Origin of the sequence: Aeromonas sp. SER, from assembly GCF_038739615.1 — a bacterium.
Taxonomy (GTDB): domain Bacteria; phylum Pseudomonadota; class Gammaproteobacteria; order Enterobacterales; family Aeromonadaceae; genus Aeromonas; species Aeromonas jandaei.
Genome location: NZ_JBCGFC010000004.1, coordinates 265,011 through 287,019 on the forward strand (window position 1 = coordinate 265,011; position 22,009 = coordinate 287,019).

Consider the following 22,009-nt stretch of genomic DNA (forward strand, 5'->3'; position numbering starts at 1 on the left):
CTCAGTGGGGGCGGCATATGTCCGTACTTACTCTTCATGATTTTCCCTTAACTTGCCGCCGCCATAGCGGGGTATTTCGCCTCGTAGGCGTCCTCACCATACGATTCCCATGCATACGTCACAGGAACCGCGCCGCGAGTACCTTCACTGACGAAGTGATAGCAGTAGTTGCGCACCCCAGTCGAGTCAGGTGTAACCTTCGCCCAACGATGCTCAGGTACACTCAGGGGCCACTCATAGCCATCTGCCCGAACCGCCTTCATGAAGTCGTGAATATCGTGGTGTCCGCGAGACATGACGATGTACACATCGTCTCCAACGTTCTGAATATCGAGCGGATATACCTTCTTGCTCATGATCGTTTTCCTCTCTATTTCTTCTTCAAATGCATTTGTTGTTCAGCAGAAGCCAAGGTGATTTTTTCTTGTTCGGTCATAGTGTGAGCCTACGGTTTACCGTGGCAATATCATTTTCTGGCAGCGCTGATATGGAAGGCATCTCTGCGACTATGCTTTTGATTTGTTTCTCAAGCATCATCGCCTGCAGTTGTTGGTACAGATCAGTTAATTTGGACCCAATCATGGCATCACACAGGGACTTTTTTTTGCTGCCCTTGCCGTAGGTGGATGTCTCGCTGATACTGCCATCTTCGATAGCGCTAGCCCAGTAAGCGTGCGGCGTACATTCCAGGATCTGTTTCACTGCTTCGCATCTGACTTTGCTACTGCCATCCTCCAAGGCCAATCTCAGCAGTATGTGCGGCGGTAAGTGCGGGTTTTTCACCGCGCCACATCGCACTGCCGGTATGTCTTGTGTCATTGTCTCGAGCATCGCAAAGGGAAGTGACGGGTTTTGGGCCAACACCGATCTGGCTTTTGTGTCTCCAGCTAATACGTCCATCACCTTGTGGCTCACTGTTTCATTTGCGGCTAACGCCTGTAGAACATTGCTTGAAGACTCAGGATTTTGTGCGATGTCCATTGCCAGTTCTATCGATATTTGATGGCTGCCAGCCACTGTCTGACGAACTATGCTGCTGCTATCTTTGGACAAGGTCACCAGCAACGATTGAGGTACATGGGGATTTAATGCGACAGCGCGGCGTACAGCCCACTCCTTATCGGTACTCAATCTATTGAGTGCATCCAATGACGCATGCTCGGTGAGCGCGACGCCGACACGCACCAGCCAATTATTATCGCGCTCTAGTTTGACCAATGTTTCGTTGTCCGGATTGCCAAAACGAGCGACCGCAAATCGCACATTTGGATGAGGGTCGGCACTCATTACTGCCAACAACCAGGCGGGTACATTTTGATGCTTGGCGGCTACCTGACGTACTTCCCATGACGGATCTTTACTGAGCTGTTCCAACTCTGCAACTGTCGCATCAGGGTGTTCAGCCAACGCTATTTTTTCTTGTTCCGTCATAGTGAAAGCCTCTTGCTAGCGGTAGCAACCATGTTTTGTCGCTGGTCAAACGCAGGATTGGTAGACCGCTCCGAGATTTTCTTGACAAGCAGCAGGGCTTGCAACTGCTGGTACAGGTCGGTTAACCCTGCTACTAGCAGATCGTCGCCCAGAGATCGCCGGTCTTTGCCTTCGCCCAGGGTGGTAGTATCACTGATACTGCCGTCGACTACCGCACTTTCCCAGTACGAGGCAGGTTTTTCCTTTAACATGCGTAAAGCAATACGCCTGACATCCTTGTCTTCGTCCCGGATAGCCAACGTCAGTAGTGTCAGCGGTGACAAAGACGGATTTTGGGCTAGTGCATGCCGCACCATAAAGTCATCTCCCATCATCTGCTTCAACAAAGAGGCGGGCGTAATAGGATTTTTGGCTACCCTCTGTCTGACTTCCGTAACATCATCTGTGGCCAATTTTTCCAATATACCTACTGTTACCATCGGGTGTAATGCAATCTGTATGCGAACTGACGCATCAACGTCAATGGCCATGTCGGTGAGCAATAACTCTGGAATATTAGGGTTGTTGGCAACCGCACAACGGACATCAACATCCTCATCATCAGCTAACTTGATCAGCAATGATTTTGGGGTATTAGCGTGTTTGGCAACCACACAGCGTATTACCTTATCCTCATCATCAGCCAATTTAACTAGCAATAGCAACGGTGAATTGGGGTTTTTGGCAACTGTATAACGCACATCTGTTGCGTCATCATCAGCCAATTTAGCCAGCAATGACAGCGGTGCATTGGGGTTTCTGGCAACCGCGAGGCGCACCTCCCAATATTCATCATCCGTCAACTTTACCAGTAATGATTCTGGCGTATCGTGGTGTTTGGCAATCTCGCTGCGCACATAATAATGCCTATCATCAGCCAGTTTTTCTAATAGCGACACTGGTATATTGGGGTGTTTAACAATCTCACCTCGCACATAACAAGACTCATCATCCGCCAATTTGTTCAGCAATGACTCCGGCGCATTGCGGTGTCTGGCAATCGTATAGGTCATATTATACGCATCGTCATCAGCCAATTGGATCAACACGTCAGCAGGCGTATCCGGGTCTTCAGCCAACGCTATTTTTTCTTGCTCCGTCATAATGCAAGCCTCTCATTAGCCGTGGAAACCATTTTTTGTGGCTGTGATCATCAAAGCTGTAGTTTTTCCCGACTAATTGGGGTTAGCTCTCTAGGCATTTTCATGCTGCTAACACTCCTAATTCGTTTTTCCATTTCGAGAGATTGGATTGTTTGATAGGTATCTGTCATCTCCGCGTGGATCAAGAACGTCGCTACCGAGTGCTCCGTCCCAATTTGTGTTTCGAGTGACAAGCCATCGGCAATGGCGTGAGACCAACTTTCAGAAGAGATCGCGGCCAATGAGTTTTTGGCGTTTTCTCGCACATCCATTTCTTGGTCATAGCAAGCCAATTCAAACAGTTTTTTCAATGGGGTCCGAACGTTTAAGGCAACTGCTGCCCGAACATTTCTGAAGCTATCGCACGCAAGTTTTTCCAGCACGTCAACAGGGCAATCCTGGTTTACTGGGACGACCTGGCGCACATACCATTTTGGATCGTTAGATAGTTGAATCAGCAGTTCTACAGGACACAGTTTATTACGCGCTACAAATTGGCGAACATCATCATTTTCATCTTCCGCAAGAGACTGCAGGGTCTCTGTCGGGGTATGTGGGTTTTCGGCCAAAAGGGCTCTGACTTCCCAGTCCTCATCTCTCGCAAGCTGCGCCAAGATATCCCCAGAGGCGGTTGTGTTGGAGGCAACAGACCTGCGGACGTGATCAGAGTCATCGCTCGCAAGCTTTGCCAATATTGCTGGTGGGCAGGAGGCTCTCTTTGCTGTATGCGCTCTCACATTGGGAAAATCATCCTTGGCCAGCGCGTTCAACAGTTCAAGTGATGTGTTTGGGTTGGAGCACACAAAGCAACGAACATCAGGATCGCTATCCTTTGCCAGGGCATGAAGGACATCAACAGGGCAATTCGCATTGCTTGCGACAGCGAGCCTGACTTCCCATCTCGGATCTTTTGCAAGACACCTCAGCGTGTCAATTGGACAGAGCGTATTCTCCGCTACGGCACATCGTACATCTTCGTCAGTGTCTATTGCCAAGGTGAGAGTGTGTGGCTTTTCCTGGTGGCTCGGCATGCTAAGTAGTGATGCCGGGCAGCGGGGGTGCCTGGCGACGGAAATGCGGACTTCGGGCATATCATCGCAGGCTAGAACGCTGAGGTCTTCCGGAGAGGTATCGATGCTTTTGGCCTGAGCAGTCATTTCTTGCGTAGTTGGAGAGCTATGCATTGTTACATCCTTAACGTTGAGCGACTCGGGGCCACCAGCGAAATCTGGTTTGCAGATGATGAGCTCTGCCGTGTTCTGATTGTCTGGGCAAGTTCGATATTTTGAATTGCTTGGTACACCTCAGTCAGGCCAGCCTCGAGGAGTGCATCGCCAACTGAGATGTCGTTCTGTTCTGGGGTGATGAGGTTTGACAGCATGAAACCAGAAGCCACTGCATTCTCCCAGAATGTGACATCTTTTTTCTTTAGGTTGAATGTGGCTTCATATTGCACATTGGCATCATCCTCCCAGGCCATCAGTATCATTGGTTTTAGTGGACAAAGAGGGTGTTGCAGCACAGAAATCCTGACATCAGGGTCCATATCATAGACGAGTTGCTCAATCACATCGGCAGGACACTTAAGGTTGATTGCCGCCCCCTGGCGAACCTCCCACTCTTCATCCTGTGCCAGATGCCTTAAGAGCGATTCCGGGCACTCTAGATTCAGCGCCACACCATTCCGGACCCCCAGACATGGGTCATTGGCCAAATGCGTTAGAACATCCACAGGAAGCGTTGGGCGTTGAGCTACCATGCGCCGTATTTCGGGTTCAGCATCATAGACAAGCTGCAAAATGAGATCTTCTGGGAAGTTGCCATTCTCGATCGCTGCTTGGCGCACGTGACAAGAGGGGTCTCTCGCGAATATGGCAAAATGGTTTTTTGAACAATTTGGGTTGCTTGCGGCGCTTCGGCGCACTTCTTCTTGGCTATCAGCCACTAATGCAGTCAGGGTGGATCCAGATATGACTGGGAGCGATGCAACAGCTACGCGAATTTGCGGGTCCGGGTCACTAGCTAATGTGGCAATTTGTTCATCGGTGCATTTGTCATTTTTTATGGCTTGTAGTCTCACCATAACGTCCGATTCATCGTATAGGAGGGCGACCAGCATGTTTGAGTCACATCGAGCGTTCTCCGCCACCGATCGACGAACATAGATGTTTTGATCTTTCGCCAACATGGCCAGTACCGAGCTAGGACAATTAGCGCTGGACGCCACAGCAGACCGCACCCAGAAATCTTCATCATTTGCCAAAATCTCTAGTGTTTCGACCGGGCAATTTTTCTGCTTGGCGAGATAACTGCGCACCTGATGGGACGGGTCTTGGATCAAGCTTTGGATCGCATGTTCTCTAATGTCCTGCGGGCACGATTCGTTCATGGCTATAGCGCAACGCACTTCCCATAGGTCATCTTTACTTAAGTCAGCCAAAACCTCGTAAGGGCTATTCGGATTGGCGGCCACGGCCTCCCGGATCCAACCGGAATTATTTGCTAAGACACGGAGCGTGCCAGGAGGACATTTGGGGTTGGTTGCTACAGCGAGCGGCAACTCGTGATTTTTATCGGCAGCAAACCCTACAAGCATCGTTTCTGGGCAGTTGCTGTTTTTGGCTATGGTTCCGCGTAATACATCATCCTGCTCTCCACCACCCGCATCAGCAAGAAGAGAGAGGAGCTCTGCTGGACAGTTTGGAAGCAGAGCAATCGCAATCCTAAAAAATGGATCCGCACGCATGGCAATATCTTTCAAAACATCATGGTGCAAATCAGACGCCTGCAGTAGGTCTTTAACTTGCTCCAGTGTTAGTGACTCGTCAGGCATAATTACATCCTCAAGCGAGTTTGAGAAAGCTGAAGACTATTCAAATCCATATTGACTTGATTTTTATATACCACCCATTCACCATCCTGATGGTTTAACGGTAATTTTACGATCCGTTTTTCCGTAAATTTTTAATCTGACGCTTGGAAAGTCGCGCCCCTTTAAAGTATGCGAGCGCAACAAAGATCAGTAAAAACACCAAATAAATTAAAAGAATCTTCATTCTCACCAAAAAATCATTGGTTACACCATGATAATACCAGCTATATAACGCAGTAATGCCAATAGGAACAATGCCAAACATAGCAAGACGAACAACCCATCGCTGAATCGTGTCGCCCCAAAAATATATGTACTTCATAGTTACACCAATTTTGAAAATGGCCCTACTAAAGGGCCATTCTGAATATGCAGATTCAAATAATGAGTTGTTGCGCTTGGAGCTGCAAGTATTGGTACTGATCTTTAGCTGCAGTGAGATCGTCCAGGTTGAACCCTGGGAGTTCGCAGATCAATGGTTTCAACGAATCGATGGTCATTGCGGCATCGAAATCAGGAATTGAACGATTGCATACATCTGATTTGATATATGCCTCAGCGAGAGCAAGCCCACGGCTTAACCATGAATCAGAACCACCGATAATTGGATTCAAATTTACCCCTAGCTTGGCAGCCGCGCTGAGTAGCTCGTTTTGCATTTCTTTAAGGGATTTTATCTGGGACTGAAGGTCATGAATTGTTTGCTCAAACACTCCATTTTGTGCGGTAAGATAGCGGTTTTCAGTCTTCAATGAACCGTTTTCTTCGCTAAGGTCTTGCACTCTTTGGGTTAGATCGCTAACCACATTATCCAGAGTTTTCGCTGCTGCGCGTGAACCAAACATGTTAACCTCTTATTAAATAAGTTTGATGTCAATATATATCTTCTGGCACGCTCTATCACCAAGGATCAATCCAACATCCAAAGGCTTGTGCTGTTTCTCGCACGAGTTTGTATTCAATGGATATGTGTATGACTCATCCTTTTTAATGATTGCGCTAAACTTTGTCGTATGAGTCTGTGTTTCGGGCATATCAATGTATTCACCTTTCACGTCAGGAAGCGACATTCTCTGCATGGAGAGCAATTCAACCAGGGATGCTTTAACATCAACTGCGAATCGATCACTATTTTCTGTCTCCCTGACTTGATATACAAACTCAAATCCACTGGAAACCTGATCGTATTCTTTGTCGCAAGGTTTTTTTTCAACAGCATTTTCTTCAGAATTAGACTTTTCGCAATACACACTTTTCAGATAGGGTGTGCTTTTTTTGGTACGAACTGCCATAACATTGCCAGGTTTTTCAAATGGGGAGTCAGCATCCATTTCGCCACTCTCACGCTGGTATGTTGCAGCAGACTTGAAGGAGTTCAGAATGGTTGTCTTTCCTGCTGAGTCCACACTGTAGAGTTTTACCTGGAGCATGTCTTTCGCACTGGCATGCGTAATTGGCAATACGAATGCTAAAAGAGCAATTGAAATTTTTTTCATCTTAATCATTGCGTAAACCCTTTTCTAAATTAATGACAATTGAACATTTGTATTTTGCATTCAATTAGGGATTGGTGCAATGTTTTGATGCCCCCTTAAAGCTTGGTTGCGGTTATCCCATCTCACCAGGCTGCCAGCAACGACTACGCCACCCGAATTTGTGACGTTCTGCAAACGCATGCATTTCGTCGCTGTTGGCAGTAGGGTTGCCGCAAGCTCGAGCGCAAGTCGATACCACATCCCGGTAAAGCTCGGAAGACACCACCCGAACCCCGCTATAATTCATCAGCAAATCAGGCAGGCGATCTGAGATTTTGGCACCTCGCGGCGCCATCAAAATGCTTGGTGGGCTGCCATGCGGGTTGATTAACACGTAACGCCAACTCGGGTCTGCCGGTCCTTTGTGAGGGATGAGTTCACATGGGCTGGCATCTCCTCCATGCGTCATGCTTTCATAGGTCACTTGGAGTGCTTGCGGCGTCTTAGCCATCAACACATAAGGCCCGTGCGCCATGTGGAACGGTGGGTCAAGGAGATCGCTATCGATCTCGATGCCGAGCAACTCAATGAGAGCATTGAGGGTTTGCTGTGAAAGAGTGGACTTCTCAGAAGTGAACCATTGCAATTCTCGCAGCGTGATCCCGAGGTGTTTTGCAAGCAGTGCTGGTGGATTGGGCCAGCACGCAACAAGGTTTTTCGTAATTTCAGGCAGATTATCAAATTGACCGTTAGACCAGCCTGCATCTTCAGAACTATCATCCTGTGCTAGCGCCCCTGTTAGTAGCCAAGGCACTCCGTCGTGTCCAATAGTGAAGTGACGCGCTGCTGTTGGCGGCAAATTGGCTTCCCAGGAGGAAAGCCATGACCCAACTACCCAATCAAGTTCTTTCTCATGCGAAAATTTTACTTCTCGCATTGGTAAGGCCAGCCACTCATTAATCTGGCCAGCGATTTCACTGTTGCTCGCGAAATAAAAGCCGGGTCTATTCCGCAAACTGTGTTTACGCTGTGCATCCTGGCACAGGGCCCTGACTGCCAATGCAATGGGGCGATCAGCTTCTGCATGCTTTTCCAGCAGCCACATACTGGCATTTTGAGCTGAACGTAATGAGGCCGGGAACGATTTATCTTTGGGGTCAGCAACTTTGACTTCAACCCCAATACTTGCCATATCATTGACCAGTGTGGGGCTTGCCATAAACACGTGTCGGCTTACCTTTAACACGTCAGGGTATCCCCGTAGCCCTGCAGCGTTAGACCATGCATCCAACAACACCTCCCGGAACGACCTTGGTTGGCTTGCTGGGGAAAACGTCATCCAGCAAATCGGCAAACCAGCGACGGTCACTCCATAGAGGATCAGGGGGGTAAGTCCGTACTGCTCCGCATCTTTCAGCTTGATCGGGTCTCGTACCGCGACAATCCCATGTTTGGCGTGATGGAACAGGAATTTGGCGTGCGCGACATAAAAGTGATGCTCTCTAGGTAATGGCTGAGTTTGTTGGTTCATTCTGCGTCTCGGAAGGCGGCTATCAAAAAGGGGAGACAACTAACAGACATCTTCCCAAGCTCAGTTACAGTGTCAAACGTAGATTACTGCTCACTTCTTCAATCAGCAGTTGTGGTACATCCCACTCTTTGGCTAAAACATCCCATTTCGCGACGTTGGAAATTGTCTCATCAATAACGTTATCAATCTTCGACCGGCTGAAAACGGACGAGACCTTTTCCAGGCTATAAAAGTCATCTCGGGTAAAGTGATCTTGCTTCCTGTTAAGTGTCATCCAATGGGAATTGGTCCATTGGCTACCAGGTCTGTAGCTGTACGCCAAGTCATAAGCTGGTGCCAATTGCCATTTATCATTCATAAGCATGAAGGCAAAGTTCTTGGCGTGGTCATCGTGGTTTCTTGCAACTATGTTGAAAACCATTCTCCTCAGCAATTCGTGCGCTGCACTAGCGGGTAACCGTAGCTTCCTTGCGACACCAAACAACTCGCCATAGGAAAATGATCCATGCATGTTGTAATCAACATGGGCCAATCCATTGAGGGTTTGAATGTGGATCTTCTTATTGCCCACTCTGTCGAATCGCTGGGTAATGAAATGTCGCCTGTTACCCTCTGGCAGCAATGAGCATGGCATCATATTGATCCCGCAAGCTGTTGCCATGAGGTAGTAAACATACTCCATGGCTCCATAGCCACGAGGGTCCCCGAAGGTCTCACTGTTGGCGTTTTTGTCACTGACCCCATCAAACTTCATGAGATAGTGAGTAAATCCTTCTGGTGCTTTGGTTTGGCCAGACCTGACCTGAGTAAACTTCTCATTAAATGCGAGCACTGCTTTAGGGCGGGCTCCACCAGCACTCATGCCGACAGACATCAAGGCCATCATCGCCTCTCTGTCTTCTTGGCCACCGCTGTTGAGATCTACCTCAAACGTGCCCCGCGAACTGAGAATATCCTGAGCAATTGCGATCAGGGATTCGATTTCGACGTTAGCAGAGGCGTTGAGGTTTTTTACTCGCGTTGCAGGGGAGTATTCCAATGCCCCCATGCCGCGAGTCCCTGTGTACTGCAGGCGTTGCAATGGGGTTATCGAGTCCGCTGATTTCCCCTGCGCGGCAACCCAAGCGTTGAGCACAGCATTACCAAAGGCATCAGGAAGAGAGTCTGCGATCAACCCCGGTAACCCTTTGAACGTGTGGGCGTTCAATTCTGGGAAGCTGTACACCGTCTCAGACAGTGGCATTTTTAGCGGAGAAAGCTCGATGCCAGTTTTAATGAAGGCTGGAGCATATTCAAAGGCGCCCGCTCGAGATTTTGTGTCATAGCTGACGGCGCCAACGTTCTGACCGTGATAACTGACGTTGACAACTTCCATTACCATCCCGAAATCTCCTCTTTCTGTGGGCGTGTAGTTGAGGCTCTCTTGCGCTTTTTACCCTGCATTTTTGCCAGTTGCAGGGGGGAGACAATTTGCTTAGGCAGGAACAGATCCAGGTGACCAAGGAGATCAAGAGCAGACATAATCGACACAAAGGTTTCTAATTGCGTCTGGCCCTTTTCAGCATTACACACGGTTTTTCGTGTGACACCGGCTAACTCTGCAACCTCTCCTTGGGTTTTGTTCCGATTCAAGCGAGCTTGCTTTAATCGTTCCCCAAGCTCTGCAGCGATAGCTGAAGGTGATTCATCGACGTTCATGCAATGCGCCCTTTTGGTTACTTTATGGCTTAAACATTCACTCTATGGGTATAAAATAGAGCACTAAGCGGCCTTGGTCAATTTTCACATTGTTGCTCAATGGGCATTAAAGTGCCCTTAGTTTCTGTTTATGTGGTTCAATGGTCGATTTATGGAGCATTGCGAGTCTTTGACATGTTGCCTAGGTTTGTGGCACCGTTGTGTTTGTTAGCGGATGTCGCACACTTTTCGTTTTGATTGGTAGGAGGAGCATTGGAGGTAACAGTACCGCCTGGCAGCAGTGGTAGCTGGTGCATTGAAGAATTCACCATATCGGAGGCACAATCTTATAGCAGTTGCCTACGAGCCATTGCATCTGGCCGGGTTGATGCATTCATCCCTGAAGGCACCTATAAGCGTCTGAAGCGAGGGGCGACTGTGGTTATGTCGAACTCCCCCATGGAGGTCCGTACTAATCGAACCTTCATTCGTCGAGCCAAGGGGCATGTGCTGATCAACGGTTTGGGGCTAGGGATGGTTCTGAGTGAAATCCTCAAAAAACCAGATGTTAAATCGGTGACTGTGATCGAAGCGTCCTTCGATGTTATCAAGCTGGTGGCACCAACGTTTGTAGATGAGCCCAGGGTGAACATCATTCACGCGGATGCTTTCAAGTATCAACCAGCAGAAGATGCTTGTTTCGATGCCGTATGGCACGACATCTGGGATGCTATCTCGAGTGAAAATCTGCCAGAAATGCATTGCTTGCATCAAAAATATAAGCGCATTGCCAAATGGCAAAGCTCATGGGCACGAAAGGAATGTGAGCTCATGAGAAAGCACACAACAAAAAGCATTGAAAAAATCCGACATGAAAGATTAGTCTATACAGCAAATCATGATTGCAAAAATGACAATTAAGGAGAATTGGGTGATGGCAAAAAGCATTGTGGCTGATGATATCCAAATAAAGCCAACAGTTAATGTGATGGCGTTTTGTGATGATATGTTTGAACGCAAATCAGCTTGTGGCAAAAATTACCCTTCGCACTGGAAAGTAAAAACCAGAGAACGCCTTGAGGCTGCTGGACTGATTGAATCAAAGGGCCAATCCCCTGGGGACGGGGCCGTTTACTACTTCACCGAGGTCGGGCTTGCGTGGTATTTGTCTATCAGACCAGAGCGAAACCGCAAATAATTTAAGATTTAACCATAAATTTCTCACCTGAAAATAAAGGTACTGCCAATGTCACAAACCATCAGAATCACCTCAACCCCAGATGTTCCTCTTGGAGAGATCACTCGATTTGAAGTAACTGCAAGATGCCCTCATTGCGAGGAGGACACATCCATCACGCAAAGTGAAATGAATGCTCTATTGGCCCAGTGCCAGCATTGTGATGAAGAGTTTCGCCTTTATTTGGACTAATGTGACAGAGCAAAGGCCCACCCGATACAAAAGGAGTGAAAATGAATTTTTTCCAACGCATTTTAGGCATTCAGCTTTACGGTTCGATTCGGAAAAATATTTTCTGCAAGCTGGGGTTTCATGGACCTAAAACTGGCCTTGATGGAAAGCCCGCGAATGTATGCTGCTGGGGATGTGGCTTGGTTTACAACAAGGACATGTGGAAAGACTACATTGTCACTCTCAAGGACGGGGATGAGTTTCCCGTCACAGCGATCAATGAATTTCACGCAGGCTCAATGGTCGTATACGGTAATCAGCGCCAGGTGATTGATGGTAAGACCGGGCGCTCTCGTTGTGACACCGTCGTCCACAGAGATAACATCAAAAGTGTTCGCCTGAAAGGCGATGCACAGAACAACTGATCAAAACGGCCCGCATGTGCCTAGTAACATGCACTGCACATTAGCGTGCAGTGTTCATTAATAGGCATATCTCTCCTTCACATCGGCTGGTTATCGCATTGAGATCCCGTTGCGCTGATCAGTGCAGAGATCCCTCGCCAAGACTTATAGTTCGCCTCGACCTCACGCAAAGATGAAAAATACTTAACGCCAAGGCCTCTGTAGGCTCGATGAGAGGCATTGTCGGTAGTAACCGACCAATTACCTAGGGAAGAGGCCTCGCGTCGAAGCACCATGTGGTTGCCTCGAGAACTGACGGCATATGAACCGTCATCCAGCATTGTAATCATCTCGGCCTCCTATCCTTTGTTCGCAAGATAAATCTTAGGGAAGGCGTCAGGTAATTTAACTGCTTCCAAGAATATCTTTAGCTCATGAGCACCCATTGTGGGTCACCTTACAACTTCATTTTTTTTGGTTCAGATCTATTGCTGCCTGACTTTGCATGATCTGGGAAATAGAGAACCGGACTTCTATTTTTCAAGCCCGACGCAGCACTAATCTGCCAGGTTAGCTCTGCAGCCTGGATATTTTGATAAACATCGATAAGTCCTATTGCCATCAAGGCATCACCAATTGATGTCTGGGCGGTTCCTGTGCCTGTTGGCTTAGAGAGGATAGGGCCGCATGAAGTCGCCTTTTCCCAATCGGCAGCACTCTGAGCCTGGAGTGTTTTCCTGGCGTACTTTCGTGGGATCTCAAACTGATCGAAACAGGCTAGATCCACCAGCACATCTAACGGGCTGGCGCGGTTTTTTGCCACCCCGGTCCTGACATTCACTGAGACATCACCAGCAAGGGCGGAAAGCACTGCTACCGGACAAGAGGGATTTTCTCCTACGCGGGTTCGCACTGTCGGCTCGGAGTCTTTTGCCATGATGGCAAGCAGTTCTTCAGGGCAGTTTCTGTGCTGAGCCAAAAACTCGCGCATCAAGATGTCGGCACAAAACTGTTTTCCCAATAGATAAAGTGTCTCACTAGGGCAATTGGGATTTTTTGCGACCGCCAGACGTAAAGCATGATCTCCATCTACAACCAGCGCTGAGAACGCATCTAAGGGAGTCATAGGGTTTTTGGCGACACATTCACGGACTGGATGGCGCTTATCTCTAGCAAGCTCAGAAAGCATCTCTGGCGAAGTATCCAGGGACTTCGCCAAAATTACCACTTGTGCGCAATCAAGGGAGCTTACTGGCATATCACATCCTCCGCGAACGGGTTGGCACCGTGATGCCATCAGAATTAACTGGTACAGCGCTATTGATTTGGGCGGCAAGTTCGGCTGCCTGAATAGCCTGGTACACGTTTACCTCATCGAAACGCAGGAGATACTCTCCAAGCGTCAGGTCATTCGGTGTGGCGCTTGTTAAATTGGCTGGATTGGCATGCCGGACCATCGCCAATGAAATGCCATCTGTGACAGCATTGCTCCAGTAATCTGCATCGTTGGATTGAAGCCGCATTTGTACCGAGCCGCGAACTTTGTGGTGCTTATCAAAACACAACATGTCAAGTAACCAGGGGAGGGGGGTTATTGGGTTTTCTGTCAAACCAAGTCTCACATCTAGCTCCTCATCGTCGAGCAATGTGACGAGCAACTCGAGTGGTGTATGAGGGTTAATCGCGAGACCGGAGCGTACATCAAGATGGGTTCTATCCAATGACTCCAAAATCTCAATAGGAGTGCTTGGATTTCTGGCGATACAGGCAAGCACTTCTTCATCGTTGTCAGCTGCCAGAGCATAGATCAGATTGAGTGGCGCGTGTTTGTTCAGAGCCACCCCTTGACGCACGCTTGAGTTACCATCCTTGGCCAACATGGACATCACCTCTGGAGGGCAACGATGATTAAAACCAACCTGATATCGAATAAGCCAATCAGATCCTGAATCGCTGGCTAAATTTGTCAAAATGTCTACAGGACAATTAAGATTTTTCGCGACGCCATACCGGACATCAGATTCAGCGTCAGTTGACAGTTTCAGCAATACCGCACTATCCGTGTTCTGATTTTGTGCTACCTCAGCCCGTACATAACGATCTTCATCATTGGCAAGCATGCCAAGCAGGGATGCTGGGCAAATTGAATTTTCAGCGACAGCCAAGCGGACACCAACATCGATGTCTACCGCCAGTAAGGGGAGGATCTCTGGTGGACAGTTCGGGTTTTCGCCCACCCCGGACCGAACAGCTGCGGACTCATCGGTAGCAAGCAAGTTCAAATCGAACACAGAAGCATAATTGGACTTGGCAAGCAGAAGCTTATCTCTCTCGGTTTGACTCATGGTTACATCCTCAAGGTTTTTGAACTGGAGTGATTAATGCGGCCCCGTGACGAAATGCTTAAATCCGGATCGGTTGAAGAGCAGATCTTCTGCGATAACTGTGCCCCTTGAATGGATTGGTAGACTGCAGATAGTCCGGCAGCCAAGAGAGCCTCGCCCAACTCAACGCTTTTGGCATCATTGCAGATTTTCATCGACAATGAGAGCCCCTCCGAAACAGCTTTACTCCAATCACAAGCCGTTTTCATCAATCGGCAGTGAGCAGATTTGATAACGGAATGTGCGGATTTTCAATAGCTGCCTGTCGTACATCCACATCGGCATCTCCAGCTAAAGATGCCAGTAACTCAGGGGGGCAATTTCGATTCCATGCGATATGTAAACGCATTAACTCATCATCAGACTTAGATAATGAATGTAGGATATCCGGTGGGCACAGTTCATTATTAATGACGCCAAATCCCACATCGGCAGAGCAGTCTTCCGCTAACTTGTAAAGTAACTCGGTAGGGCAACTTGGGTTGCAAGCCACACCATAACGAATGTTCCAAATATCATGCTCAGCAAGCGAAGCGATTTGAGCTTTTGGCAAATTTTTATGCTGTGCAGCACTGACCTTCACTTCAAGACATTCAAATTCGTCTATAGCCATTTCAGACAAAATTTCAACTGGACAATTTGGGTTCAGAGCAACTCCCTTTCGCACGTCGTAATCATTATTGTCAGCCAATGATGTGAGTACAGATTCGGGTGTATTGGGATTTCTAGCCACAGCAGGCAGCACCCGACCACCTTCATCGCTTATGCTGGCAAGGCTGGTTAGCAACTCGGCTGGACAATTTTTATTACTGGCGACCCGAACTCGCACTGTATAACTGCCCTCGCAGGCTAGAATCGCTAACTGCTCGAGTGGGCAATTAGGATTGGTAGCCACATTGTATTGAAGGGATTCTGGCCCCTTGGCCAACGACACCAAAATATCTGCAGGACACACCGGGTTTCGCGCAACAGCATTTTGCACTTGGCTATCAGCGTCTGCTGCCAGGGTGTTGAATAACTCAGTGGGGCAACCCATGTTGTTGGCAACAGCGGCCCTGATCGAAGGTTGTGCATCAGTAGCCAGCTGGCTTAGCAATGCCTTTGGCGTATTTGGGTCTGACGCTCTGGCCATCATTTCGTAAAAGGTCAAGTCGGTCTGAGTCATGCCTACATCCTCAGGTTATTTTTTGATGTAGCTGCTATTCCGTGATGCTGATGGTACGCCTCGGAATTTTGAGATTGCTGGATCTGGAGTGTCAATTGAGCTGATTGTATTGCTTGGTAAATGTCGGCATGACCACCGTTCAGCAGCATATCTCCAATAGAGGCACCTAATGGGAGCAAGCTATCAAGCGATAGACCGCAAGATACTCCTTTCTGCCAATCATCAGGCCCCAGTGAGCGCAGCCGAGAAAGAATATTAGACAGTACAATTGAACGAGGTTCACTACAAAGCATGGAGACCAACGTTAGGGTGGGGGTGTTTAAGTTTTTCGCCACACCGGCTCGAACATTCGCGGCGATGTCATCTGCAAGTTTGGTCAGGATAATGTGGGGCGTCATAATGTTTAATGACACTGACTCACGGATCTGAGAACACTGATCACTTGCCAGTATCACCAGTGCATCTTCTGGCGCGGACATATTCCCCGCCACCCCATACCTGAGGTTCCATGTTTGGCTCATGGACATACGCGTCAATATGTAATCTGGAGTACCAGGATTGCCTGCTACGGCGATCGGGACACACAACGGAGTATCTTCAGACAACCTAACAAGTTCTTCGCTGGGGCAGTGTATATTGCTTGCGGCAGCTTCTCGAACAATCCAGTTTTGATCGCAACTCAAAGCAACGAGCACATGGGCCTCTGAATTATTGTGTTTGGCCACACTTGTGCGAACCCGTTCTGATTTGTCATCAGCTAGTTGGCTCAGTATTTCTGATGAAGTCTCAGCGGTATGAGTCAGCATCAATTTGTTGATTGTCGAGAGCCTTGTCAGATCAGGATATACGGACTCCTTTTCTGCCTCGTGATTAAGCGTCCGTCGGTCACTCATGTCACATACTCCACTTACTCTTTTCTCTAGTGGATTCAGATCGCGGTGTTGGTTCGCTCCTATTGAGCTGGTGGGCGATCTCTATCTCCTGAATGGTGTGGTAAACATCAACCATCGATACAGCAAGAAGGGCATCACCCAATGTCTTGCCAGGCAACCCCTCTTTGAATGGCGTCGATAGAGATATCCCTTGGGTTACTGCTGCACACCAAAATTCAGCGCTCTTGCTGCGCAGTGTATTCTTGGCGCTTGAACTCGGGTATTGACCGTCATGATTGGCCAAAGTAATCAATGTAAGGATGGGACAATTAGGGTTGGTTGCCACCCGACAACGGACGAGTAGATCTGCATCATTGGCCAAAGTGATCAGTAACTCTTCAGGGCAACATGGATTCGCCGCGACACTGCACCGAACGTCCCCCTCATGATCGCTGGACAGTAAGGCCAGCACGCTGGTGGGTGTCCGAGGGTTCGTTGCGGTAGCCTTACGGACCACCCATTCTGCATCTTTTGCCAAGTCCATCAGATGAACAATTGAGATATTGGGATTCTCTGCCACCGCACGTCGTACATCCATGTTTGTATCGGTGACGAGGATTGCCAACAGCTCGGTTGGCGCCTTACTGTTTTCAGCGCAACCACAGCGCACGCCAGGAACGTCATCTTTTGCCAAGCTGGCCAATAAGTCTTTTGGACAGTTATCGTTGCGAGCCACATCCCCACGAACTTGCCAGGCGTCATCCTTGGCCAAGATAGCCAGCAGCTCGAGAGAGCTGTTGTTGTCGGCAGCAACCCGACATCTCGTGTATCTGCAGTCGCTCGTAGAAAGAGTCGCCAACAGTTTTGGAGACGCATGTGATGTCAAATTCATGCTTACATCCTCAAAGAGCTGGTGCGCGGTATGGAATTTTGATCCGGTTCTGCGAAGCCAGCTGGGTTACTGGTGGTTTCTGTGATTCGAAGTGCGATCTCTGCTGATTGGATTGATTGGTAGACGTCTGAGAGCTTTGCCTCCAGTAAGATTTCCCCGGATGCCTTTTGGGTTGAGCCGCGACCGATCGGAGTGGAAAGTGAAAAACCCTCAAGGATTACCTTCGCCCAAAAGGCTGAATCCTTACTGCGCAACGCTCTCTGCGCGTTTGACTGCACATCAGTGCCATCATCACCAACCAGGGTCACGAGTAGCGTAGCGGGGCAATGATGATGCCTCGCGACCTGAGAACGAACCCCATCATCGTCATCGCTAGCCAAGGTCACCAACAGCTCGACCGTGCAATTTCGATTGGCAGCCACTCCACAGCGAACATCCTCATACTCATCCTGGGCAAGCTGGCTCATCAGCTTAACCGGGAGATTAGCGTTCTCCGCAGCAGCATGGCGCACATCCCAGTCTTTATCACTGGCAAATGTCACCAATAGGTGGCCTGGGGTGTTTCTATTACCCGCCACGCAACATCTAACAACAGATTCGCTGTCGTGTGCCAGATCCTCCAGCAGGGTGGCAGGGCAGCTTGGATGTTCAGCGACATAGCAAAGCAGATCTGTATCTGCATCTTTTGCCAACTGCACAAGATGCGTCACATCAATGTCCGGATCACGGACCAGTTCGTATTTTTCGGTGTAAGAAAGCGAGCTTACGTTCATTGTCACATCCTCAAACTACCAGCTATGGAAGCCATTGTTTTTCCGGATACAGCAGAATCGGCAGATCCGCTGGTGGCCTGTGTAACCATTCTGTATATCTCTGCAGCCTGGACAGCTTGGTAAGCATCAGTCAGTCCGGCATCCAGTAGGACACTCCCGACAGTTTTATCTTGGCTGTTACAGACAGGGGTGGACAGAAATAAACCATCGCAAACAGCTTTTTCAAAGTCCTCCCCTGATTTGCCACTCAGATTTTCCTCAGCGCGTATTCGCACCAATTCCTCTGTGTCATTGAGGAGCATTACCAGAATTTCAATAGAGCAATCTTTATTTTCGGCAGCGCAAGATCTTACATAGAAATCGCCATCAACTGTCATTGAAATAAAACGCTCGTGAGAGCTAGGAATATGTTTAGCAACACGACCTCTAACTTCACCATTACTATGCTCTGATAATGCAACGAGGAGATCTATTGGGCAATTATGGTTGGCTGCGACCTCGCCTACAGTGTCAATTAAGGCCCATTTTTGACAATCATCGAAAGCTGACATATCCGTATTGCGATAATCAGCTATGAGATACAGCAGTTCGGCTGGAGTATTGCGATTGCTGGCTACATTTTCTTTCACACACCAAGCATCATCTTTAGCCAGAGACTCCAACTGTTCAATCGGACAATTAGGGTGTCTGGCAACACTACTTCGCACAGAGAATTCAGTATCATTAGCCAGCTTAATCAGGAGATAAACAGGGATTTGTGGGTTGGATGCAAGGCGAGCTCGAACAAAGGGCATTTCATCATCTGCTAGCCTCACTAAGGTTTCTACTGGTGTTGACGCATTTTCAGCGACCTGAGCTCTACAATTTGCATCATGGCTTAATTTAGACAGCACATCCGGAGCAGTTTTTTCATTTATTGCTAATGACATTTTATCTAGCTCAGGTAAGTCGCTAAAATTCATGACTACATCCTCACAATGTTTTTGTGAGAAGTGATTTCCCCTTCGGTGTTCGCTGACTGCAAAGATTCATCTATCGTCTGTCTAACCTTATTGGTCAGCTCAATGGATTGGAGCAGTTGATAAACATCGGTTAGCCCTGCATCTAGCAAGGCATCCCCACATGTTTTATCAGAAGTGTTTTCATTTACTCTGGTGGATAGTGAAAACCCCTCAACAACGGCCTGCACCCAATAAGCTTGATCTTTGAAGCGCAGGTTACTCTGAGCTGTAGACATCACAAAATGCCGGGTATCGTTAGCCATGGCAATCAACGTTCTAATTGGACATTTTGGATTTTTAATTACTGATAAGCACACATCTAACTCATCATCATTTATATCGAATTTTTCAAATAGCTCGACAGGGAAATTTGGGTTAGAAAAAACCTCGCTTCGTACCAGCCAATGTTCATCAACAGCCAAATTAACAAGCAGTTCGATAGGGCAGTCGGGGTTTCGTGCTGCCCCACTTCTAACCTCACCAATGTCATCGACTGCCAGCTTGGTAAGCAATTGAATTGGGCAGATCGGATTCGCAGCGACACCCTCGCGCACAAGGTCTTCCCAATCTTCTGATAGCTGGACGAGCAAGCTTACCGGTGCGCTCTGATTCTCTGCCACTCGAGCTCTGACTTCCGGATTTTCATCTTGTGCCAGTTGGATTAACAGCGATTCTGGACATTTGGCGTTACCTGCCACACAACAGCGCGTATCTGGATCTGTTTCGAACGCTAACTTAGCTAACAATTCAGGGGGCGTGCTTAAGCTAATGGCTAATGAAATGTTGTCTGGTGCAGATAATTCACTCATACTCACATCCTTAAATTGCGGACACGGGGAGCGCCGATCAGGGGGAGGGGATCAGGGTTCTTTGTGATGTCGGAAGATTGCTTCACTTGTATGGTCAATTCTGCAGACTGGATTAATTGGTAAACATTAGAAAGCCCGGCAGCCAGCAATGCATCACCAATCGTAGTGCTAACGAGCCTATTGCTAGTGTAAATAAAACAGTTTTCGATAATGCTCGACAATGAAATGCCGTTATCTACAGCTTTTATCCAAAAGTCTTTGGTTTTACTACATAGCATATTTTGTGCATTAGACCTGGTTTCAGAATCAACATCATTTGCGAGTCTGATCAATGATAAGGTCGGGCAATTAGGATTGCCTGCTGCCATAGCGCGAACGTCTTCGTTATGGTCATTGGATATTGATGACAAGATGCTGGCTGAACAGATTGGATTGGCTGCAACAGCCACTCGAACTCCCCAATGGTGATCGGTAGACAGCGTTAACATGATGTCGCCAGGGCAGTTAGGATGAGCAGCGGCCCACTCGCGTACTCCATGATCATGATCTGCACCCAGCAGAGCAAGAATAGAGCCCGGAATATTGGGTTTGCCAGCTAGGTCACTTCGTATAAATCTATAGTTGTCCTGGGCTTGTATGGCTTTGTATATAGTGTTTTGAACCTGCACGTCACTCTCCGAAATCAACATTTCGGTAAGCAAAGTGACATGCACATTAGGGTTGACAGCCACACTGAGCCTGACATCCCGGCTCTTATCCTTGGCTATATCCGCCAGGGTCATTGTCGGGCACTTTGGGTTTTGCGCGGCATGACACCGGACTTCACATTGCACATCTCGAGCAAGCAGATCCAGTTCATATTCGGAGGCATTTATAGACTGCGCCAGGGCAATCCTTTCTTCGATAGATAAAGGGGAGGGCTCATCTTTGGCGATTTGGAACTGTTGTTGTTCTCGGGAGCCACCAAATAGAGAAAAGGCCTGTTTAACCTTTGTCGCAAGATCGCTGATAAACCCACGTTTTACACCGTACCTGTGATTCACACTCATGCTTACATCCTCAAGGTCTTGACGCAGGGAGTTATGCTTTGATCCTGTTCTGCCAGGGTCATTGATTTTTCAGTGTTTGTTTTCACAATAAGTGTCAACTTAACAGACTGGATCGTTTGATAGACATTACTCAGACCCGCCTCAAGCAATATGTCACCAAACGTCTTTTTTATCGGACCATCATTGATATCTGCAGAGAGAGAAAAACCCTCTGAAACTTCTTTTTCCCAAGCTTCCATAGTTTTACAGCGCAACCCTTCTTTCGCGCTGGCTTGCACAAAAAAATCGTCTTCGTTGACGAGCGTTACCAATACATCGGCAGGACAGTTTCTGTTTTCTGCAGCACAAAGACGTACATGGTAATCGTCATCAACGGCCATTGCCATGAAGCGCTCGCTATCACATGGCAAACGCTTTGCGGTATTGCCTCTAACATTTCCGTCTTCATCTCGTGACAGTGCAATAAGAAGGTTTAGCGAGCTATTAGGGTTGGCGGCAACGTCTGTTCTGACTTCAGCGTCGCAATCACTCGCCAAACGATGCAGAAGGTCGATTGTGATGCTATGGTTTCTGGCCACCCCTCTCCTAACCTCCCAATTTTCATCCTCAGCCAGGATGGCCAACTGGCCGACAGGAAGTTTTGGATGCTGTGCAGCTCGGCTACGCACCCTATCTACATCATCAAAAGCCAATTTCTCCAGTATTTGGGCTGGCACATTAGGATTGGATGCAACACTGATCCTTACAACAGGTTGCGTGTCACTTGCCAAGTTAACCATAACGCTGATTGGAACGTTTGGATTAGATGCAACACCAGCACGCACATTGGTGTCCTTGTCATTAGCCAGGTAGAGCAATACGTCAACAGGTGTATTGATATTCTGTGACACCTTCTCCCGGACATCCCATTCTTTGTCTTTCGACAATTTCATTAACATTGCGGCTGGTGTTGCAATATTTGCGGCCACACTGGCACGAAGCTGTATGTGTTTTTCATTGATAAGTTGAGACAATATTTCATGAGTTGTATCAGCTGATTTGGCCAACATCGCTTTTTGTGCATAAGCATAGGCTGAAATATCCAT

At 48.1% G+C, this 22,009-nt stretch carries 23 protein-coding genes; 3 read left to right on the top strand and 20 right to left on the bottom strand.

The genetic code is table 11. The features are described 5' to 3' along the window. Window positions 1-47 precede the first annotated feature (47 nt). From AAHA41_RS08510 to AAHA41_RS08555, 10 genes are all read right to left on the bottom strand, one after another. Window positions 48-356, bottom strand: coding sequence for a hypothetical protein (locus tag AAHA41_RS08510; RefSeq protein WP_323070684.1), 309 nt, complete (start codon window positions 354-356; stop codon window positions 48-50). 76 nt (window positions 357-432) lie between these two features. Then, complete coding sequence (locus tag AAHA41_RS08515; RefSeq protein WP_323070683.1) at window positions 433-1,431, bottom strand: hypothetical protein; 999 nt, start codon at window positions 1,429-1,431, stop codon at window positions 433-435. After that, window positions 1,428-2,573: a hypothetical protein gene (locus AAHA41_RS08520; protein WP_323070682.1), complete on the bottom strand. Its 1,146-nt coding sequence runs from the start codon at window positions 2,571-2,573 to the stop codon at window positions 1,428-1,430. The genes AAHA41_RS08515 and AAHA41_RS08520 overlap by 4 nt, the downstream gene beginning before the upstream one ends. 50 nt (window positions 2,574-2,623) lie before the next feature. Then, window positions 2,624-3,796 (bottom strand): HEAT repeat domain-containing protein, encoded by a 1,173-nt coding sequence (locus AAHA41_RS08525; protein WP_323070681.1) that lies wholly within the window; start codon window positions 3,794-3,796, stop codon window positions 2,624-2,626. Between the two features lie 2 nt (window positions 3,797-3,798). Then, window positions 3,799-5,445 (bottom strand): hypothetical protein, encoded by a 1,647-nt coding sequence (locus AAHA41_RS08530; RefSeq protein ID WP_323070680.1) that lies wholly within the window; start codon window positions 5,443-5,445, stop codon window positions 3,799-3,801. Window positions 5,446-5,861: 416 nt separating this feature from the next. Beyond that, window positions 5,862-6,329 (bottom strand): hypothetical protein, encoded by a 468-nt coding sequence (locus AAHA41_RS08535; protein WP_323070679.1) that lies wholly within the window; start codon window positions 6,327-6,329, stop codon window positions 5,862-5,864. Between the two features lie 12 nt (window positions 6,330-6,341). Then, the gene (locus AAHA41_RS08540) at window positions 6,342-6,980 is read right to left on the bottom strand and encodes a hypothetical protein (RefSeq protein WP_323092207.1); all 639 of its coding nucleotides are present in this window, start codon (window positions 6,978-6,980) and stop codon (window positions 6,342-6,344) included. Between the two features lie 112 nt (window positions 6,981-7,092). Further along, on the bottom strand, window positions 7,093-8,490 hold the full coding sequence (locus AAHA41_RS08545; RefSeq protein ID WP_323071167.1) for a hypothetical protein: 1,398 nt from the start codon (window positions 8,488-8,490) through the stop codon (window positions 7,093-7,095). 64 nt (window positions 8,491-8,554) lie between these two features. Beyond that, entirely contained in the window at window positions 8,555-9,871 is a 1,317-nt protein-coding gene (locus AAHA41_RS08550; protein ID WP_323071168.1) for a type II toxin-antitoxin system HipA family toxin, read from the bottom strand. Further along, window positions 9,865-10,188, bottom strand: coding sequence for a helix-turn-helix transcriptional regulator (locus AAHA41_RS08555; protein WP_323071169.1), 324 nt, complete (start codon window positions 10,186-10,188; stop codon window positions 9,865-9,867). Before AAHA41_RS08555 ends, AAHA41_RS08550 begins: the two co-directional genes overlap by 7 nt. A gap of 252 nt (window positions 10,189-10,440) precedes the next feature. Here AAHA41_RS08555 and AAHA41_RS08560 point away from each other — a divergent pair, with 252 nt between their 5' ends. The 3 genes from AAHA41_RS08560 (at window position 10,441) to AAHA41_RS08570 (ending at window position 12,000) form a co-directional block, all read left to right on the top strand. Then, window positions 10,441-11,088: a hypothetical protein gene (locus AAHA41_RS08560; RefSeq protein ID WP_323071170.1), complete on the top strand. Its 648-nt coding sequence runs from the start codon at window positions 10,441-10,443 to the stop codon at window positions 11,086-11,088. A 13-nt stretch (window positions 11,089-11,101) separates the two neighbouring features. Next, entirely contained in the window at window positions 11,102-11,365 is a 264-nt protein-coding gene (locus tag AAHA41_RS08565; RefSeq protein ID WP_323071171.1) for a hypothetical protein, read from the top strand. A gap of 272 nt (window positions 11,366-11,637) precedes the next feature. Then, the gene (locus tag AAHA41_RS08570) at window positions 11,638-12,000 is read left to right on the top strand and encodes a hypothetical protein (protein ID WP_323071172.1); all 363 of its coding nucleotides are present in this window, start codon (window positions 11,638-11,640) and stop codon (window positions 11,998-12,000) included. 436 nt (window positions 12,001-12,436) lie between these two features. On the opposite strand, the gene AAHA41_RS08575 is transcribed toward AAHA41_RS08570, so the two are convergent. From AAHA41_RS08575 to AAHA41_RS08620, 10 genes are all read right to left on the bottom strand, one after another. Then, window positions 12,437-13,237, bottom strand: a complete 801-nt coding sequence (locus tag AAHA41_RS08575) for a hypothetical protein (protein WP_323071173.1) — start codon at window positions 13,235-13,237, stop codon at window positions 12,437-12,439. Window position 13,238: 1 nt separating this feature from the next. Next, complete coding sequence (locus AAHA41_RS08580; RefSeq protein ID WP_323071174.1) at window positions 13,239-14,324, bottom strand: hypothetical protein; 1,086 nt, start codon at window positions 14,322-14,324, stop codon at window positions 13,239-13,241. A gap of 247 nt (window positions 14,325-14,571) precedes the next feature. Continuing rightward, window positions 14,572-15,528: a hypothetical protein gene (locus AAHA41_RS08585; protein WP_323071177.1), complete on the bottom strand. Its 957-nt coding sequence runs from the start codon at window positions 15,526-15,528 to the stop codon at window positions 14,572-14,574. A gap of 2 nt (window positions 15,529-15,530) precedes the next feature. Continuing rightward, window positions 15,531-16,421, bottom strand: coding sequence for a hypothetical protein (locus AAHA41_RS08590; protein ID WP_323071178.1), 891 nt, complete (start codon window positions 16,419-16,421; stop codon window positions 15,531-15,533). Window position 16,422: 1 nt separating this feature from the next. Further along, window positions 16,423-17,292: a hypothetical protein gene (locus tag AAHA41_RS08595; protein WP_323071179.1), complete on the bottom strand. Its 870-nt coding sequence runs from the start codon at window positions 17,290-17,292 to the stop codon at window positions 16,423-16,425. 2 nt (window positions 17,293-17,294) lie between these two features. After that, window positions 17,295-18,065: a hypothetical protein gene (locus AAHA41_RS08600; protein WP_323071180.1), complete on the bottom strand. Its 771-nt coding sequence runs from the start codon at window positions 18,063-18,065 to the stop codon at window positions 17,295-17,297. Window positions 18,066-18,067: 2 nt separating this feature from the next. Beyond that, a complete protein-coding gene (locus AAHA41_RS08605; protein ID WP_323071181.1) occupies window positions 18,068-19,027 on the bottom strand; it encodes a hypothetical protein in 960 nt (319 codons plus the stop codon). 2 nt (window positions 19,028-19,029) lie between these two features. After that, entirely contained in the window at window positions 19,030-19,875 is an 846-nt protein-coding gene (locus tag AAHA41_RS08610) for a HEAT repeat domain-containing protein (RefSeq protein WP_323071182.1), read from the bottom strand. A 2-nt stretch (window positions 19,876-19,877) separates the two neighbouring features. After that, entirely contained in the window at window positions 19,878-20,924 is a 1,047-nt protein-coding gene (locus tag AAHA41_RS08615) for a hypothetical protein (RefSeq protein ID WP_323071183.1), read from the bottom strand. Window positions 20,925-20,926: 2 nt separating this feature from the next. Then, window positions 20,927-22,009, bottom strand: a complete 1,083-nt coding sequence (locus AAHA41_RS08620; protein WP_323071184.1) for a hypothetical protein — start codon at window positions 22,007-22,009, stop codon at window positions 20,927-20,929.

Coding starts and splice junctions, on each gene's coding strand:
- AAHA41_RS08620 (WP_323071184.1), bottom strand. CDS start 22,009: ATGGATATTTCAGCCTATGCTTATGCACAAAAAGCGATGTTGGCCAAA.
- AAHA41_RS08580 (WP_323071174.1), bottom strand. CDS start 14,324: ATGAGTCAAACCGAGAGAGATAAGCTTCTGCTTGCCAAGTCCAATTAT.
- AAHA41_RS08570 (WP_323071172.1), top strand. CDS start 11,638: ATGAATTTTTTCCAACGCATTTTAGGCATTCAGCTTTACGGTTCGATT.
- AAHA41_RS08565 (WP_323071171.1), top strand. CDS start 11,102: ATGGCAAAAAGCATTGTGGCTGATGATATCCAAATAAAGCCAACAGTT.
- AAHA41_RS08550 (WP_323071168.1), bottom strand. CDS start 9,871: ATGGTAATGGAAGTTGTCAACGTCAGTTATCACGGTCAGAACGTTGGC.
- AAHA41_RS08515 (WP_323070683.1), bottom strand. CDS start 1,431: ATGACGGAACAAGAAAAAATAGCGTTGGCTGAACACCCTGATGCGACA.
- AAHA41_RS08610 (WP_323071182.1), bottom strand. CDS start 19,875: ATGAGTGAATTATCTGCACCAGACAACATTTCATTAGCCATTAGCTTA.
- AAHA41_RS08600 (WP_323071180.1), bottom strand. CDS start 18,065: ATGAACGTAAGCTCGCTTTCTTACACCGAAAAATACGAACTGGTCCGT.
- AAHA41_RS08535 (WP_323070679.1), bottom strand. CDS start 6,329: ATGTTTGGTTCACGCGCAGCAGCGAAAACTCTGGATAATGTGGTTAGC.
- AAHA41_RS08615 (WP_323071183.1), bottom strand. CDS start 20,924: ATGAGTGTGAATCACAGGTACGGTGTAAAACGTGGGTTTATCAGCGAT.
- AAHA41_RS08575 (WP_323071173.1), bottom strand. CDS start 13,237: ATGCCAGTAAGCTCCCTTGATTGCGCACAAGTGGTAATTTTGGCGAAG.
- AAHA41_RS08520 (WP_323070682.1), bottom strand. CDS start 2,573: ATGACGGAGCAAGAAAAAATAGCGTTGGCTGAAGACCCGGATACGCCT.
- AAHA41_RS08585 (WP_323071177.1), bottom strand. CDS start 15,528: ATGACTCAGACCGACTTGACCTTTTACGAAATGATGGCCAGAGCGTCA.
- AAHA41_RS08510 (WP_323070684.1), bottom strand. CDS start 356: ATGAGCAAGAAGGTATATCCGCTCGATATTCAGAACGTTGGAGACGAT.
- AAHA41_RS08525 (WP_323070681.1), bottom strand. CDS start 3,796: ATGCATAGCTCTCCAACTACGCAAGAAATGACTGCTCAGGCCAAAAGC.
- AAHA41_RS08540 (WP_323092207.1), bottom strand. CDS start 6,980: ATGAAAAAAATTTCAATTGCTCTTTTAGCATTCGTATTGCCAATTACG.
- AAHA41_RS08605 (WP_323071181.1), bottom strand. CDS start 19,027: ATGAATTTTAGCGACTTACCTGAGCTAGATAAAATGTCATTAGCAATA.
- AAHA41_RS08545 (WP_323071167.1), bottom strand. CDS start 8,490: ATGAACCAACAAACTCAGCCATTACCTAGAGAGCATCACTTTTATGTC.
- AAHA41_RS08595 (WP_323071179.1), bottom strand. CDS start 17,292: ATGAATTTGACATCACATGCGTCTCCAAAACTGTTGGCGACTCTTTCT.
- AAHA41_RS08590 (WP_323071178.1), bottom strand. CDS start 16,421: ATGAGTGACCGACGGACGCTTAATCACGAGGCAGAAAAGGAGTCCGTA.
- AAHA41_RS08530 (WP_323070680.1), bottom strand. CDS start 5,445: ATGCCTGACGAGTCACTAACACTGGAGCAAGTTAAAGACCTACTGCAG.
- AAHA41_RS08555 (WP_323071169.1), bottom strand. CDS start 10,188: ATGAACGTCGATGAATCACCTTCAGCTATCGCTGCAGAGCTTGGGGAA.